Origin of the sequence: Rheinheimera sp. (assembly GCF_965283995.1) — a bacterium.
Taxonomy (GTDB): Bacteria; Pseudomonadota; Gammaproteobacteria; order Enterobacterales; family Alteromonadaceae; genus Pararheinheimera.
Genome location: NZ_CBDIQG010000001.1, coordinates 1,507,877 through 1,522,951, shown reverse-complemented (window position 1 = coordinate 1,522,951; position 15,075 = coordinate 1,507,877). Strand labels below are relative to the sequence as shown.

The following is a 15,075-nucleotide window of genomic DNA, read 5'->3' as shown; positions in this document are numbered from 1 at the left end:
AATTTAAACATAAAATTTAGTGGCATGATTTCTGCTTGGAAAGGGTTGTGTTCAAAACCCTGACGGTGAAATTATGCTCACGTCCCCACACGCTGCGCTGAAAAAAGGGCCATTACCGGCATCAGCGTCTGCGGTACCTCATCTGGCCTTATTGCAAGGTGTGACAGCGACTATAGTCCCTGTGGCGATTTCTGATCCGGAGCGCCTGGAATTGCAGCGCTTACAGCATTTATTGCAGGTGTTGCCAAACGGCATTGTCGTGTTAGATCAGCGCGGCTATGTGATGCAGGCAAATCCGGTTGCTGTCGCTATGCTCGGCGAGCCATTGCATGGGCAGCGCTGGCTGGATGTGATTAACCGCAGTTTCCGGCCACGCAATGATGATGGCCTCGAAGTGTCGTTACATGATGGCCGGCGTGTGCAGCTGGCGATAAGCCCGTTGGAACCTTTAACTGGTCAACTCATCGTGTTGACTGACCTGACCGAAACCCGTCAGTTGCAAAGCCGGTTATCGCATCTGCAGCGCCTGTCTTCGCTCGGTAAGATGATGGCGTCATTGGCGCATCAGATCCGCACGCCATTGTCCGGCGCTTTGCTCTATGCCCGCAATCTGGCGAATCAGAAGTTAAGCCCGGCAGCGCGCGAGCAATTTACGCAAAAACTGCTGAACCGGCTGACCGATTTAGAACAGCAGGTGAATGACCTACTGCTATTTGCCCGCGCTGGGCGTGAACAGCAGGCGGTACCTTTGTCAATGCAGCAACTGCTCAGCGAGGTCTTTGCCGCCGTTGAACCGCTAGTCCTGCAACAGCAGGGGACTGTGGTCGTCGAACTACCTGATCCCGATGTCACTGTGCTTGGCAACCATAGCGCACTGGCTGGTGCACTGAGCAATCTGGTGCATAACGCGCTGGAACATGCCGGACCCGGAGCCCGCATTCAGTTGTCTGCCATTGCCAGCAAAGATCAGCGCAAAGTGGTGCTGGCCGTTGAAGATGAAGGCCCTGGCGTGCCGGAGCACCTGCAGCAGCAAATTTTCGAACCATTTTTTACTACCCGCAGTAACGGCACTGGTCTTGGCCTTGCCGTGGTGCAGGCGGTAGCGAATTCACACAATGGTATTGCCCGTTGTCTGAACGGTCGCAACGGTGGTGCCCGTTTTGAATTGACCCTGCCAGTTTGTCTGGCAGATCCAGGCACTGTGTTTCGCAGTGCGTTACCAATCGAGGAGCCTTGCAATGCAGAAGCCTAAAATTCTGGTTGTAGAAGATGACGCCGGTTTGCAGGAAGCTCTGGCCGATACGCTAACGCTGGCCCAATATGACGTAGTACTGGCAGCGAATGCCGAACAGGCATTACAGCAATTAAAAAATCATAAAATCCGCTTGGTTGTCAGTGATGTACAGATGGGGGCTATCTCCGGTCTGGAATTGCTCAAATCGGTCAAACTGAATTATCCACAGCTGCCGGTGTTGATGATGACAGCCTATGCCACCGTGAACGACGCGGTGAGCGCGATCCGCTTAGGTGCTGTGGATTATCTGGCTAAGCCTTTTTCGCCGGAAGTACTGATCAATATGGTAGGCCGCTATGTCAGCCCGGAAGAAGTCTTGCCGTTTGAGCCTATTGTCGCTGCGCCTTGCAGCCAGCAACTGGTCAAACTGGCGGCAAAAGTCGCGCGTGCCGACGCCAATGTGATGGTGCTAGGCCCCAGTGGTTCAGGCAAAGAAGTGCTGGCACGGTACATCCATCTGCAGTCGGCGCGTCACGACGGGCCATTTGTGGCGATTAACTGCGCGGCAATTCCAGAAAATATGCTGGAATCGACGTTGTTTGGTTACGAAAAAGGCGCGTTCACCGGCGCCATTTCTGCTTGCCCCGGTAAATTCGAACAGGCACAACAGGGCACCATTTTACTTGATGAGATCAGCGAAATGGATCTGAACCTGCAGGCGAAGTTATTGCGTGTTCTGCAGGAACGCGAAGTTGAACGTCTGGGCAGTCGTAAAACGATTAAACTGGATGTCCGGGTGATTGCCACCAGTAACCGCGACCTGCGTCAGGCCGTGGCACAGGGCCAATTCCGCGAAGATTTGTTCTACCGGCTCAATGTATTTCCACTGACGTGGCCGGCTCTGTGGGAGCGTCCGGAAGATATTCTGCCTTTGACCGCCCATCTGCTGGAGCGGCATTGCCAGCAGCAGGGCATTGCGACGCCAGAGTTATCGGCCGGTGCTAAACGCAAATTGCTGACGCATGAATGGCCGGGCAACGTGCGTGAATTGGATAACGTGATCCAACGGGCCTTGATTGTGCACAACGACAATCTGATCAGCGACGACGATATTATGCTGGAAAACAGCCCGCTGAGTCTGAACAGGCCGGAGCCGGTTGCAGTCAATACCGATCCTGAACTCAGCGTGTTTAAATCCGGCGTCTACGAGCAGGAGCACCGGATCATTCTGGAAACCATGCGCGCTTGTGCCAATCGTCGTAAAGAAGTGGCGGAGAAACTGGGCATTAGTGCCAGAACCTTGCGCTACAAACTGGCCAGGATGCGCGAGTCCGGGATTGCACTGCCTTTCTGATCGAACTTAATAAACCATGACTGCGGATGAATCAGCAGGCCACAGCAATGCTGTGGCCTACTGCTGCTTATTCGCTTTACCTGCTGAACAGCCGCTTCGCCAACATACCTCAGACTTGCCATCGCGCCGGAATATCACGAAATCTCAATCGGTGTCGTTTTTTTGACTCTCCCAAATTACACTTAAGCTTATGAATATAAACAATAATATATTGGCACAACTTGTGCTTAATCAGCCTATATCAATAGCTTCACAGGCGAAACCATCATGGATATTAAAGGCGCAGGGCTTTACCAGGAAATGCAGGCTTTTGCCCGGCAGGCCCGCAGTCTGTCCGGTGACGTGCAAACTGGGCCGGCTCAGGTTGAAAATACCAGCCAGAGTGACTTCTCTCAGCTATTCAAACAGGCACTGAACACTGTGAATGGTCTCCAGAAGAACAGTAGTGAATTGGCGACAGCTGTTGAACTTGGCGATCCAAAGGTGTCATTGGCGCAGGCCATGATTGCCGGACAAAAATCCTCCATTGCGTTTGAAGCCACCGTCCAGATCCGCAACAAACTGGTGGAAGCTTACAAAGAAGTCATGGCGATGCCGGTGTGATGGGAGCAATCTAAATGGCTGAATCAACAGAATTAACTTTAAGCAGTAGTGACTTTAACCAGCCGGTTGACTCGGGCACGCCGGTCGAACAGAAGTCTGGTTTTATTGGCTCTATGGGCGGTATGGATATAGTCCGGCAGATCGCATTGATCATTGCACTGACCATCTGTATCGCGATTGCAATCCTGATCATTATGTGGGCACGCGAACCGGATATGCGCCCACTGGGCACTTTTGATACCAGCGAATTGATCACACATCTTGATCACCTTGATGCGCAAAAAATCGAATACAAACTGGAAGGCAATACCATTCTGGTGCGCGGCGATAAGTACCAGGATGTCAAACTGGGGCTGAACCGGGCTGGACTGGAAAAAGAATCCAACAGCGGCGACGAAATTCTGATGCAGGACAGCGGTTTTGGTGTCAGTCAGCGTCTGGAAATGGAGCGGCTTAAGCACAGCCGTGAACAGCAACTGGCCCGCACTATTGAAGAGTTTCAAAGCATTGCCCGCGCTCGCGTGTTATTGGCTATTCCAAAAGAAAACATTTTTGCCCGGGTGGAAAAGCAACCATCGGCGACTGTGATGATCACGGCCAAAGGTGGCAAGGCGATAAAGGACAGCGAAGTCGACGCCATCGTTGATCTGGTCGCTTCCGCTGTACAAGGGCTGGAGCCGTCCAAAGTCACTGTGACTGACCAGAATGGCCGGTTGCTGAACAGTGGATCACAAGATGCTGCATCTGCGCGTTCACGCCGGGAATACGAAATTGAGCTCAAACGTGAAGATGAATATCGTCAGAAAATTGACTCGATCCTGATCCCTGTCCTTGGCCTGGACAACTATACGGCGCAGGTCGACTTGCAAATGGATTTCACCGCCACCGAACAAACGCAAAAGCGCTATAACCCGGATTTGCCTGCCGTGCGCAGTGAAATGACTTCAGAAGAAAACAGTGTCGGTGGCGGCGCGATGGGGATCCCTGGGGCGTTATCGAATCAACCGCCACTGGATTCGAATATTCCGGAAAAAGCCAACGACGGCGAAGCACCGGTCGTGCCTGGTCGCAACAGCAAAGAAGTCACGCGCAATTATGAACTGGACACAACCATCAGCCACAGTACGCAACAAAGTGGCGTGATCCGGCGCATCAGCGTATCGGTCGCGGTCGATTATAAAATGGGGGCAGCCACGGCCGATGCGCCCGCCAAACCCGAGCCACGCAGTCAGGCCGAAATGCAGAATATTCGTCGGTTATTGCAGGGCGGTGTTGGCTTTGATGTGCAGCGCGGCGATACCATCGAAGTTGTTTCCGTACCTTTCACCCGCGAAGAGATAGTCGCTGCAGCTGAATTGCCAATATACGAGCAAGAATGGTTTATGCGTCTGGCAAGACTGATTGCCGCGGTATTGGTGATTATTGTACTCATCATCTTTATCGTCCGGCCAATGCTGAAGAAACTGATCTACCCTGAAGATACTTCTGAAAACTATGACGAAATGTCGCTGTCACGGGGTGTCGATCTGGGTGACGATACCATCGACCTGTTAAGTAAAGAATTCGATGCAAAATCTGTTGGTTTCGCTGCAGATGGCACCTTAATGCTGCCAGATCTGCATGGTGATGAAGACCTGTTAAAAGCGGTGCGGGCGCTGGTTGCCAATGAGCCTGAACTTTCCTCTCTGGTCGTGAAAAACTGGTTGGCTGAAGATGAGTAATGTAGAAACCACACAAAAACCGTCGTTTGACGTTGGTAAACTGGATGGCGTCGAAAAAGCCGCCATCCTGCTGCTGAGCTTGTCGGAAGAAGACGCTGCGCAGATCCTGAAACATCTGGAACCTAAGCAGGTACAGAAAGTCGGTATGGCGATGGCGTCGATTGAGGATCTGAACCAGGCCAAAATCTCCGCGGTGCACCGGCTATTTATTGAGCAGATCCAGAACTTCAGTACCATCGGCTTCCAGAGCGAGGACTTCATCCGCCGCGCTTTAACAGCGGCGCTCGGTGAAGAAAAAGCCTCGAATCTGATTGACCAAATCATTCTGGGCGGTGGCGCCAAAGGTTTGGATTCACTGAAATGGATGGATTCGAAGCAGGTGGCCAACATCATCCGCAACGAACACCCGCAGATCCAGACGATTGTATTGTCCTATCTCGAACCGGAACAGTCGGCCGAGATTTTGTCGCAGTTCCCGGAAAAAGTGCGCCTCGACTTAACGATGCGGATTGCCAACATGGAAGAAGTTCAGCCAGCGGCATTGCAGGAATTAAACGAGATTATGGAGAAACAGTTTGCCGGTCAGGCCGGTGCTCAGGCGGCGAAGATGGGCGGTCTCAAAGCAGCGGCCGACATCATGAACTATCTGGATACCAACGTCGAAGGTCAGCTAATGGATTCTATCCGCGAACACGACGAAGAAATGGCACAACAAATTCAGGATCTGATGTTTGTGTTCGAGAACTTACTCGAAGTCGACGACCGCGCGATTCAGGCCATCCTGCGCGAAGTGCAGCAGGATGTATTGATGAAGGCGCTCAAAGGGGCCGACGACAATCTGAAAGAGAAGATCCTGAAAAATATGTCAAAACGGGCGGCAGAAATGCTGGCCGACGACCTCGAAGCCATGGGGCCGGTACGGGTCAGCGAAGTCGAAACGGCGCAGAAAGAAATTCTGTCCACTGCACGGCGTCTGGCCGATGCCGGCGAGATTATGCTGGGCGGCGGTGGCGGCGAAGACTTCCTGTAATTGATGCCCGATCAAGCGGCGCGGCTTTTGGAGTAGCAAATGAGCCTGAACGATTTTATCAAGCACCGGCCTTTTGAGCCTGATGCGGAAGTGCTGGAGTTGCTACGCAATTGGCCTGCGCCGGATTTTCAGGCTGGACCTCAGAAAAAAACCAGTAAAACAAATGCGTTATACAAAACGCCACCACAACCAGGTACCCGGTTGCTGGCCCGGTCTGTGGAAGAAGAAGAAATCAAACCGCTGACTGCCGATGATATTGAACAAATCCGGCAGGCTGCATTTGACGAAGGCCTGGGGCAGGGCAAGGAAGAAGGCTTTAGTCAGGGTTATGCCGAAGGGCGTGAGCAAGGTTATCAGGATGGTTTGCAACAAGGGCAGGCCGAAGGCCGTAAAACAGGTCTGGCTGAAGGCGAAGAGTTGATCAGGGCACAACTGGCGCAGTTGCAACAACTACTTGAACAGTTGCAGCAGCCATTGTCGCAAATTGACCAACGGGTAGAGCAATCGTTGCTGGACTTGACGGTGGCACTGGCTCAGGCGGTGGTTGCGGTAGAAGTGAAAACGAACCCGCAGGTGATTTTACAGACCTTACGTCAGGCGATTGACGCCTTGCCACTGAAAGCCAGCCAGATTCAAATCCGGTTGCATCCGGAGGATTTGGCTGTGATCCAACAACATTACAGCGCAGAAGATATCGCTGAGCGGCAATGGCAACTGCGCGCCGAACCTGCATTGCAGCAAGGCGACATCCGTATCGATGCCGGTGATTCTTCGGTCGAACGTCTGTTTAAACACCGGCTGCAACAAAGTCTGGAACACTTCCTGCAATCCTCTGAACAATCTGAATAAACCACTGGCAGCGTCAAAAGCATGACGATTGAGTCCCGCAGTAAAGCACTTGCAGAGCGTGTCCGGCAACAACATCAGTTTATCCGGCAGAACCGGCCTGTGGTCGCCGGCCGCTTGGTGCGCGTGGTGGGGCTGACGCTGGAAGCGACCGGGCTGACAGCCGCTATTGGTCAGACTTGCAGCGTGGATACCTTTGATGGCGAGTTGCTGGCCGAAGTGGTGGGCTTTGCTCAGGACCGGATCTTCCTGATGCCAAAAGATGATATCACCGGAGTGATCCCAGGAGCCCGGGTCAGTCCTCTGCAGGACTATCTGGGCGTGCCTTTGACGATGGCATTATTGGGGCGTGTCATCGACGGCGCTGGCAATCCGCTGGACGGCAAAGGCCCGGTTCGTTCAACTGAATTCGCCAAACAGAAAAAAAATCCGATTAATCCGTTAAACCGCCGACCGGTCAAACAACCGTTGGATGTTGGCGTACGGGCGATCAACAGCATTATTACCGTAGGTAAAGGCCAGCGTATGGGCTTATTTGCCGGTTCCGGTGTCGGTAAATCGGTGCTGCTCGGCATGATGACGCGCGGTACCGCTGCGGATGTGATTGTGGTCGGGTTGGTCGGTGAACGGGGTCGTGAGGTGAAAGAATTTATCGATGAGATCCTCGGAGAAGAGGGGCGTCAACGTTCTGTCGTCGTCGCGGCACCGGCAGATGTATCGCCATTGATGCGCCTCAAAGGCTGTGAAACCGCGGTACAAATTGCCGAATATTTCCGAGACCAGGGGCTGGACGTCTTGTTATTGCTCGATTCCATTACCCGCTACGCACAGGCACAACGCGAGATCGCGCTGGCGGTTGGTGAACCACCGGCAACGAAAGGGTACCCGCCATCCGTATTCGCCAAATTGCCGGCGCTGGTGGAACGAGCCGGTAACGGCGGCGAAGGCCAGGGCTCAATCACGGCATTTTATACGGTGTTATCCGAGGGCGATGACCTGCAGGATCCGATCGCCGATGCGGCACGGGCCATCCTCGACGGCCACATCGTTCTTTCCCGCCAGCTGGCGGACAGCGGTCACTTCCCGGCGATTGATATCGAACGGTCCATCAGCCGTGTGATGCCGGCAGTCACCAGTATGGAACACCAGAAACTGGCGCGAGCGGTGAAACAGCTGTACGCCAGTTTTAGTCAGAGCAAAGACCTGATTTCGATTGGCGCTTATGTCAAAGGCTCAGATCCAATGTTAGATCAGGCCATCACACTGATGCCAAAAATTAACCGATTCCTGCAACAGGGTATGACTGACGTCGTACCTTATGACGAGTGTCTGTCGGGTCTCAATACCTTGTTACCTGCCAACCGGAGCTTTTAAGTATGGCGTTGAAACAACTGCAACTTTTAGTACAGGTGCAAAAAGACAAAGAAGAAAAGTTGTTGGCCAATTTTACTCAGGCCCAGCAGTTTTTACAGACCTGCAATGAACGCTACCAGGGGTTGGCTGACTACCGTACAGACTACATCCGTCAGACCCAGCAACGCGGTGCTGAAGGCGTACAAAGCCGCCAGTTCAATCAGTACCTGAACTTTATTACCAAACTGGATCAGGCATTGGAACAGCAGAACTTACAAATTCAACAGGCGCAGCGGGTCGTGGATATGCGTCGGACCGCCTGGCTGACCATGCAGAAAAAGCGCAAGGCCATCGAGTTACTGATTGATAAAGAACTGGCCGCCAGTCAGCAACGGCAGAACAAACTGGAACAGAAGCTGCTCGATGAAATCGCCACGCAGCAGTTTTTCCGCCGTTTACAGCAAACTGGCGTTTAAATCTAACCTCGATGGCGCGAATTTTGTATAGCTAGAGCTGAACATCGACTTTGACTGGCCCGCGGCATTGCCGCAGTAGAAAGTCTGGGCGCAGAATTTCGCACCGGACGGAGGCGTGAACATGAATCTCAGTATCAATCTGACATTAGGCAGTCCGGTCACGGACAGTGCATCAAGCCCTGCTGTTATTGCAGAAGATATGTCAGATCAGGGGTTTAGCCTGAGATTGGCCGATGAGCTGAATGATCGCGACCTGGCCCCTTTGATGTTGCCAGAAGACGGGAAAGCAACAGATCCGGCACTGTTAGAGCAGATTGCCGCACGGCAGCAGATTGCCGCTGATGCCGAAACGTGGACGGACAAAGACGGTCGGGTGTGGCAGGAAGATCCACTGGTGGGGCTGCCGGCTGCCGACTCAACTGAGGGCGAGGCGGTTGACACCTTTGCCAGTGATAAACCATGGCTGGATATTATTGAAAAAGCGCATAGCTACAGCCCGGTAGTGCAGGTGAATAAAACCGACAGCCGTACTGCCGTGGAATTGACGGACGCTGAAAGTCCTGTTGTCGCCATTGATCTCGAGCAAGAACTGCCAGAGTCAGGTATTGCTAAGCCGACAGCAGAACAAAGCAGCCTGTCCGAGCATGTCAGCGCAAAACTCTCGTCCCTGAGCGATGCCCTCACAACCGAATCCAAAACTGCAGCAGCTACCGGGCAGATGACCGCAACCGGTTCAATCGAAGCAGGGCTAACGCCAGATAAACCAGAGTCGCAATCGGCAGAGGCAGCAGCGTCCGTTGTAGCAGCTGCGCACGACCCTGCAGCTGAGGCAAAAAGCGCTGATCTCAGCGCTAAGGGACAACTGCTGCAGTCGGCTGCCGATGAGTCTGCAACCAAGCAGCCAACTGCAGTAGCGACAGTTCCGGCGCCATTAACGGCAGCTCCAGGACCAACAGATCCGAAGGTCGCGACCCGGTCGCCAACGGACGCTGGCGGGTCAGCACCACTGAGTGCCGCAAACTCGACGGCGAACGGGTTGCAGACAATAGCGAAGACTGATGAGCCAAGCGCTCAGCAGCCAGAAATTGCGGCGGGCTCAGGCATTGAGAAATCAGCAGCGGATCACAGTGACAAGCAGGCTGCTAAAACTGCGGCAGGATCCGCATTGTCGGCCGTTGATCATGTCGCTGCGCAACAAGAGACTGACCGCTTAGTTGCAGGACAGCAAAGCGTCGCTGCCACTGCAATGCAAGCAGCCACTGTGACCACGAGCCGGCCGACCAGCACTCAGAACACTGGCACAGAGAAAGCGCCGGCCGCCAATGCATTTGCCGTGCATTTACGCACTGTCAATCAAAATCAACAGCAACAACAACCTCAATCCGGTACTGAGCAGCAATCAGGCCAAGGCCAGGCCAAAGCGAATATTGAAGGCATGGCGCTGAACTTGTCGGGGCCTGTGGTCAGCAATGCACCGGCATTTGCCCAGCAATTACAACAGATCACGGAAACCACCCAGGTCGCTGGTCCTGTCAGTCCAGCAAACACACACACTGCGGTGACCGCGACGGGCAACTCCACCTTGTTGTCAGCCCGTCCAGCAGAAACAGCTGGCTGGCAGCCACCTTTGGTTTTAACGGATCCGACTGCTGCGCAACAAATTAAAGATCGGGTCATGGTGCAAATTCAGCATAAGTTACAGACCGCGGAAGTTCAGCTACATCCCGAAGAGTTGGGCTCCATGCAGATTAAACTGAACCTGCAGCAGGATCAGCTCAGCGTACAGTTTGTCGTGCAGCAAGGCGTGGCAAAAGAAGCATTGGAACAACAAATGCCGAAACTCAGAGAATTACTGGAACAACAAGGCATTGCGTTGAGTGAAGGGCAAGTGGAACAACGCCAGTCGCGGTCGCAACAGGAGCAACATTCAGCTCGCCACGGCAATCACGCCGGTGCAGAGTCTGAACTTGCTGCAGTACAGACGGTGCAAATGAAGGTTTCGGACCGAATGGTCGATTTTTATGCATAAATGCCGACCAGATACAGACAAAACGGCCGGATCTGACGATGTTGATTGCCTTTGTTCCGTAACGAAGTAAATAATAACGAAAACAACAGGTACGGAGTACAGCAATGGCAGCGGAAAAAGAGCTCGAAATTGGTGATGGCGGCAACAAAAAGAAAAAAATGATCATCATTGCGGCAGCGGCTGTAGTGTTGCTCGGTGGTGGTGGTGCTGCTTTTATGATGATGGGCGGGGATCCGCCGCCAGTAGCTGAAGCGCCAGCTGAAGGCGCTCCTGCAGCCGAAGGCGCTGCACCAGCAGCAGACGGTGCTGCGGCCGCAGCGGGTGGACCTGAAGTGGGTTCTGCCTTATATGTCGGGATGCCACGACCTTTTGTATTTAATGTCGCGGGAGCCAATCGCGATCGTCTGGTGCAAATCAAAGCACAGCTGTTGGTGCGTGGCACTCAGAACGAAGAAACCGCAAAACAACATATTCCACTGATAGAAAGTACGATGCTGCGGACTTTCAGTAAAGCAAATGCCGATGAGTTAGTGACGGCAGCCGGCAAAGAAACGATTAAAGCGGCAGCGCTAAAAGATGTACAGGAAGCGTTGAAAGGCGTGGCAGGTTCTCCTGTTGTAGAAGAGATCCTGTTTACCGGGTTTGTAATGCAGTAAAGCCGGTGTTTACCGGAGGGCGACAGATTGACAGATTTATTATCCCAGGACGAAATTGATGCGCTATTGCATGGTGTCGATGACGTTGAAGAAGAAGAGATAGAGGACAGTTCCGGACCGGGCGGCAGACGCTCGGCAATGGAATATGACTTTTCTTCGCAGGATAGGATTGTCCGTGGCCGGATGCCGACACTAGAGATGGTCAACGAACGTTTTGCCCGACATATGCGGATCAGCTTGTTTAACATGATGCGCCGTACTGCCGAAGTTTCCATTAATGGCGTACAGATGATTAAGTTCGGTGAATACGTACATACCTTGTTTGTACCAACCAGTCTGAATATGGTGCGGTTTCGTCCATTAAAAGGCACTGGCCTCATCACGATGGAAGCGCGGTTGGTCTTTATCCTCGTTGACAACTTCTTTGGTGGCGACGGACGTTATCACGCAAAAATTGAAGGCCGCGAATTTACGCCAACGGAACGCCGGATCATCCAGATGCTGCTGAAGCTGATCTTTGAAGATTACAAAGAAGCCTGGGCACCGGTAATGGATGTGTCTTTTGAGTATCTGGACAGCGAAGTGAACCCGGCGATGGCCAACATCGTCAGCCCGACCGAAGTTGTGGTGATCAGCTCATTCCATATTGAACTCGATGGTGGTGGCGGTGACTTCCATGTTGCATTGCCATATTCGATGTTGGAGCCTATCCGCGAACTGCTTGATGCCGGTGTGCAAAGTGACAAAGAAGATACTGACCTACGCTGGAGTAAGGCGCTGCGCGACGAAATCATGGATGTGAAAGTCAATCTGACTACCAAAATGATGGATGTGGAATTGTCGCTGGAACAAGTGATGAATCTCAAAGCCGGTGACATTATTCCGGTTGAGATCCCGGAAACCATTACGGTATTGATTGAAGATTTGCCGACTTATCGCGCCAAAATGGGTAAATCCCGCGATAACGTGGCATTAAAAATTGTAGAAAAAATCAAACGACCAGAATCAGTGAAGTCTGAGCTGCATGTCTTTACAAAAGGCGGCCGCCGCCTGGACAGCGACGCTGATATCAGCGAACTGGAAGCCGATTTGGTCCTGAATGAACGCACAGAGGAAAAATGGTAATGGCTGACGATAAAGATACCATGGACGAGTGGGCTGCCGCATTAGCCGAAGCTGAAGGCTCTGGCGACATTATTGAAACGGCAGAGCTTGACGAGCTACACGAAGAGAATTCGCCAATCTCCGGTGACGAGCGGCGTAAACTGGAAACGATCCTCGACATTCCGGTGACTATTTCGATGGAAGTCGGCCGTGCCAAAATCAGTATCCGTAATCTGTTACAGCTGAACCAAGGTTCCGTGGTTGAATTAGAACGCGTCGCCGGCGAACCGCTGGATGTACTGGTGAATGGGACTTTGATCGCGCACGGCGAAGTGGTTGTCGTCAATGATAAGTTCGGCATCCGGCTGACCGACGTGATCAGTCAAATCGAACGTATTAAGAAGCTACGTTAGTATGCGTTTACCGCAGTTGTACTGGTATGGCAGACCCTGGCGGTGGTTGCTGGGGCTGGGTGCCATGCTGAGCGTGCAGGGCAGCGCCTTTGCGCAGGTGGCGGAACAGGCTGACAAGACTGCAGCGCCGTTGAAGCAAACTGCCAATCTGCCGGGGCTTGGTCAGATTGTCATTTCTTTGGCGCTAGTGCTTGGCGCTATCGTTGTACTGGCATTGCTGTACAAAAAACTACAGTTAAAGATGCCGGGATCAAAACATTTTAAAGTGATTGCCACCTTGCCGGTAGGGCAGAAAGAACGCGTCTTAGTGATTGAAATACAAGGAAAACAACGTGTGATCGGTGTCACACCGCACAGCGTAAACTTCCTGTTTGAACTCGAAAATAACCTTCCTGAAGAAAAGTTGGCATCAGACTTTCATACGCAGTTACAGTCGTTCCTGAAAAAGTAATCTGCGGTCATGTTTCGAATCTTTCTGCTCCTGCTGGTGCTGCTAAGCCCGGCAGTTTTTGCTGACAACTCCGGTTTGTCTGCGCTGCAAATCACCACCAATCCTGACGGCAGTCAGGAATATAGCGTCACGTTACAAGTGCTGGCGATGATGACCGCGCTGAGCTTTCTGCCGGCAGCTTTGATTATGATGACCTGTTTCACCCGGATCATTATCGTGCTGGCGATTTTGCGTCAGGCTATTGGCCTGATGTCGAGCCCATCGAATCAGGTATTAATTGGTATTACGTTATTCCTGACGTTTTTCATCATGGCGCCGACGTTTAAACAGGTGAATGATCAGGCGATCCAACCATACCTGAAAGAAGATATCACGTCTGTACAGGCGCTGGACGCGGCCATCAAGCCGATGAAAGCCTTTATGTTGCACCAGACCCGCGTGAAAGATCTGGAAACCTTCGCCGAAATCGCAGGCCACCCAAAGGTTGAAAACAATCAGGATTACCCGATCACTATCGTGATCCCGGCTTTTGTCACGTCGGAACTCAAAACAGCGTTTCAGATTGGTTTTATGATTTTTATCCCTTTCCTGATTATCGACCTGGTCGTGGCATCCGTGCTGATGGCAATGGGGATGATGATGCTGTCGCCGATGATTATTTCGCTGCCGTTTAAGCTGATGATGTTTGTATTAGTGGATGGCTGGCTGTTAGTGATGGGGACCCTGGCTAACAGCTATGGGATAGGAGTCTGAGATGACACCAGAAACGTACGTCGACATACTGAATGAAGCCCTGTACCTGGTGATCCTGCTGGTCAGTATCATCATTATGCCATCGCTGGCGGTCGGTCTTATCGTCTCAATCTTTCAGGCCGCGACGTCCATTAACGAACAAACCCTGAGCTTCCTGCCACGCCTGATAGTCACATTGCTGGCATTGATTTACGGCGGGCATTGGATCACACAAACGCTGATGGACTATACCACCGGCTTGTTTCTATCTATTCCAACCTTGGTGAGCTGAGATGGAGTTTCCGCTCTCGGTCTTGATGCAGGGCATCGCGGATTTCCTGCTGCCACTGTGCCGGGTCGCCGCCATGTTTGCGTTAATGACCGGGATTGGCGCTAAAACGGTACCAAACCGGATTAAACTGAGTCTGGCCGTGATGTTTACGTTGCTGATCATGCCGGTGATACCGCCGGTGAAAGATACCAATCTGATGTCAGCCTTTACCGTGATCCAGGTGATGCAACAATTGTTGATAGGCACAGCAATGGGCTTCATCTCGATGATTTTTATCAATACTTTTGTGCAGGCAGGCCAAATTCTTGCAACGCAGACCGGCTTAGGTTTTTCGTCGTTAGTGGACCCCGCCAGTGGTGTCAATATTCCTACTATCGGCCAGTTTTATCTGATTCTGGCGACACTGATGTTCTTAGTCTATGACGGGCATTTGATTATGTTCCAGATGGTAGTGTTCAGTTTTGAATCGCTGCCGATTAACGGCGAATGGTGGGATGTTGATAATTATCTGACGATCGCCGAATTTGGCGGCTGGATCTTTGCTACTTCTCTTGCGATCACGTTAGCACCGGTCACTGCCATGCTACTGGTGAATCTGGCTTTTGGCGTGATGACCCGCGCAGCGCCGCAACTGAACATTTTTTCCATTGGTTTCCCCGTCACGATGATTGCAGGTCTGTTGATTCTGTGGCTGACGATGAATACCTTTATGTTCCATTTTAATCTGCAATGGCAGCACGGCATCGAAGTGACGTGCAAGCTCATTGGTTGCTGACGGAGG

General features: G+C 52.3%; 16 protein-coding genes. All 16 read left to right on the top strand.

The window, feature by feature from the left end:
- The first annotated feature begins 73 nt into the window (after positions 1-73).
- The gene (locus ACQ66Q_RS06965) at positions 74-1,252 is read left to right on the top strand and encodes a sensor histidine kinase (RefSeq protein WP_430456129.1); all 1,179 of its coding nucleotides are present in this window, start codon (positions 74-76) and stop codon (positions 1,250-1,252) included.
- On the top strand, positions 1,239-2,588 hold the full coding sequence (locus ACQ66Q_RS06960) for a sigma-54-dependent transcriptional regulator (protein WP_430456128.1): 1,350 nt from the start codon (positions 1,239-1,241) through the stop codon (positions 2,586-2,588). The genes ACQ66Q_RS06965 and ACQ66Q_RS06960 overlap by 14 nt, the downstream gene beginning before the upstream one ends.
- Positions 2,589-2,855: 267 nt before the next feature.
- Positions 2,856-3,191: a flagellar hook-basal body complex protein FliE gene (fliE, locus tag ACQ66Q_RS06955; protein ID WP_430456127.1), complete on the top strand. Its 336-nt coding sequence runs from the start codon at positions 2,856-2,858 to the stop codon at positions 3,189-3,191.
- Between the two features lie 14 nt (positions 3,192-3,205).
- Entirely contained in the window at positions 3,206-4,912 is a 1,707-nt protein-coding gene (gene fliF / locus ACQ66Q_RS06950) for a flagellar basal-body MS-ring/collar protein FliF (protein ID WP_430456126.1), read from the top strand.
- On the top strand, positions 4,905-5,942 hold the full coding sequence (gene fliG / locus ACQ66Q_RS06945; protein WP_430456125.1) for a flagellar motor switch protein FliG: 1,038 nt from the start codon (positions 4,905-4,907) through the stop codon (positions 5,940-5,942). The genes fliF and fliG overlap by 8 nt, the downstream gene beginning before the upstream one ends.
- A 39-nt stretch (positions 5,943-5,981) precedes the next feature.
- On the top strand, positions 5,982-6,791 hold the full coding sequence (gene fliH, locus ACQ66Q_RS06940) for a flagellar assembly protein FliH (RefSeq protein ID WP_430456124.1): 810 nt from the start codon (positions 5,982-5,984) through the stop codon (positions 6,789-6,791).
- Positions 6,792-6,812: 21 nt separating this feature from the next.
- Positions 6,813-8,162 (top strand): flagellar protein export ATPase FliI, encoded by a 1,350-nt coding sequence (gene fliI, locus ACQ66Q_RS06935; protein WP_430456123.1) that lies wholly within the window; start codon positions 6,813-6,815, stop codon positions 8,160-8,162.
- 2 nt (positions 8,163-8,164) lie between these two features.
- The gene (fliJ, locus tag ACQ66Q_RS06930; protein WP_377247438.1) at positions 8,165-8,617 is read left to right on the top strand and encodes a flagellar export protein FliJ; all 453 of its coding nucleotides are present in this window, start codon (positions 8,165-8,167) and stop codon (positions 8,615-8,617) included.
- Between the two features lie 121 nt (positions 8,618-8,738).
- The gene (locus tag ACQ66Q_RS06925; protein WP_430456122.1) at positions 8,739-10,646 is read left to right on the top strand and encodes a flagellar hook-length control protein FliK; all 1,908 of its coding nucleotides are present in this window, start codon (positions 8,739-8,741) and stop codon (positions 10,644-10,646) included.
- Positions 10,647-10,750: 104 nt separating this feature from the next.
- The gene (gene fliL, locus ACQ66Q_RS06920; RefSeq protein ID WP_430456121.1) at positions 10,751-11,302 is read left to right on the top strand and encodes a flagellar basal body-associated protein FliL; all 552 of its coding nucleotides are present in this window, start codon (positions 10,751-10,753) and stop codon (positions 11,300-11,302) included.
- A 27-nt stretch (positions 11,303-11,329) separates the two neighbouring features.
- On the top strand, positions 11,330-12,427 hold the full coding sequence (fliM, locus tag ACQ66Q_RS06915) for a flagellar motor switch protein FliM (RefSeq protein ID WP_377247429.1): 1,098 nt from the start codon (positions 11,330-11,332) through the stop codon (positions 12,425-12,427).
- A complete protein-coding gene (fliN, locus tag ACQ66Q_RS06910; RefSeq protein WP_430456120.1) occupies positions 12,427-12,819 on the top strand; it encodes a flagellar motor switch protein FliN in 393 nt (130 codons plus the stop codon). Before fliM ends, fliN begins: the two co-directional genes overlap by 1 nt.
- A gap of 1 nt (position 12,820) precedes the next feature.
- Positions 12,821-13,270 carry a flagellar biosynthetic protein FliO gene (fliO, locus tag ACQ66Q_RS06905; protein ID WP_430456119.1) on the top strand — a complete coding sequence of 150 codons (450 nt, stop codon included), beginning with the start codon at positions 12,821-12,823 and terminating at the stop codon, positions 13,268-13,270.
- Between the two features lie 9 nt (positions 13,271-13,279).
- Complete coding sequence (fliP, locus tag ACQ66Q_RS06900; protein ID WP_430456118.1) at positions 13,280-14,023, top strand: flagellar type III secretion system pore protein FliP; 744 nt, start codon at positions 13,280-13,282, stop codon at positions 14,021-14,023.
- A 1-nt stretch (position 14,024) separates the two neighbouring features.
- Positions 14,025-14,294, top strand: coding sequence for a flagellar biosynthesis protein FliQ (gene fliQ / locus ACQ66Q_RS06895; RefSeq protein ID WP_430456117.1), 270 nt, complete (start codon positions 14,025-14,027; stop codon positions 14,292-14,294).
- A 1-nt stretch (position 14,295) separates the two neighbouring features.
- Positions 14,296-15,069, top strand: a complete 774-nt coding sequence (gene fliR, locus ACQ66Q_RS06890) for a flagellar biosynthetic protein FliR (RefSeq protein ID WP_430456116.1) — start codon at positions 14,296-14,298, stop codon at positions 15,067-15,069.
- The last annotated feature ends 6 nt before the right edge of the window (positions 15,070-15,075 follow it).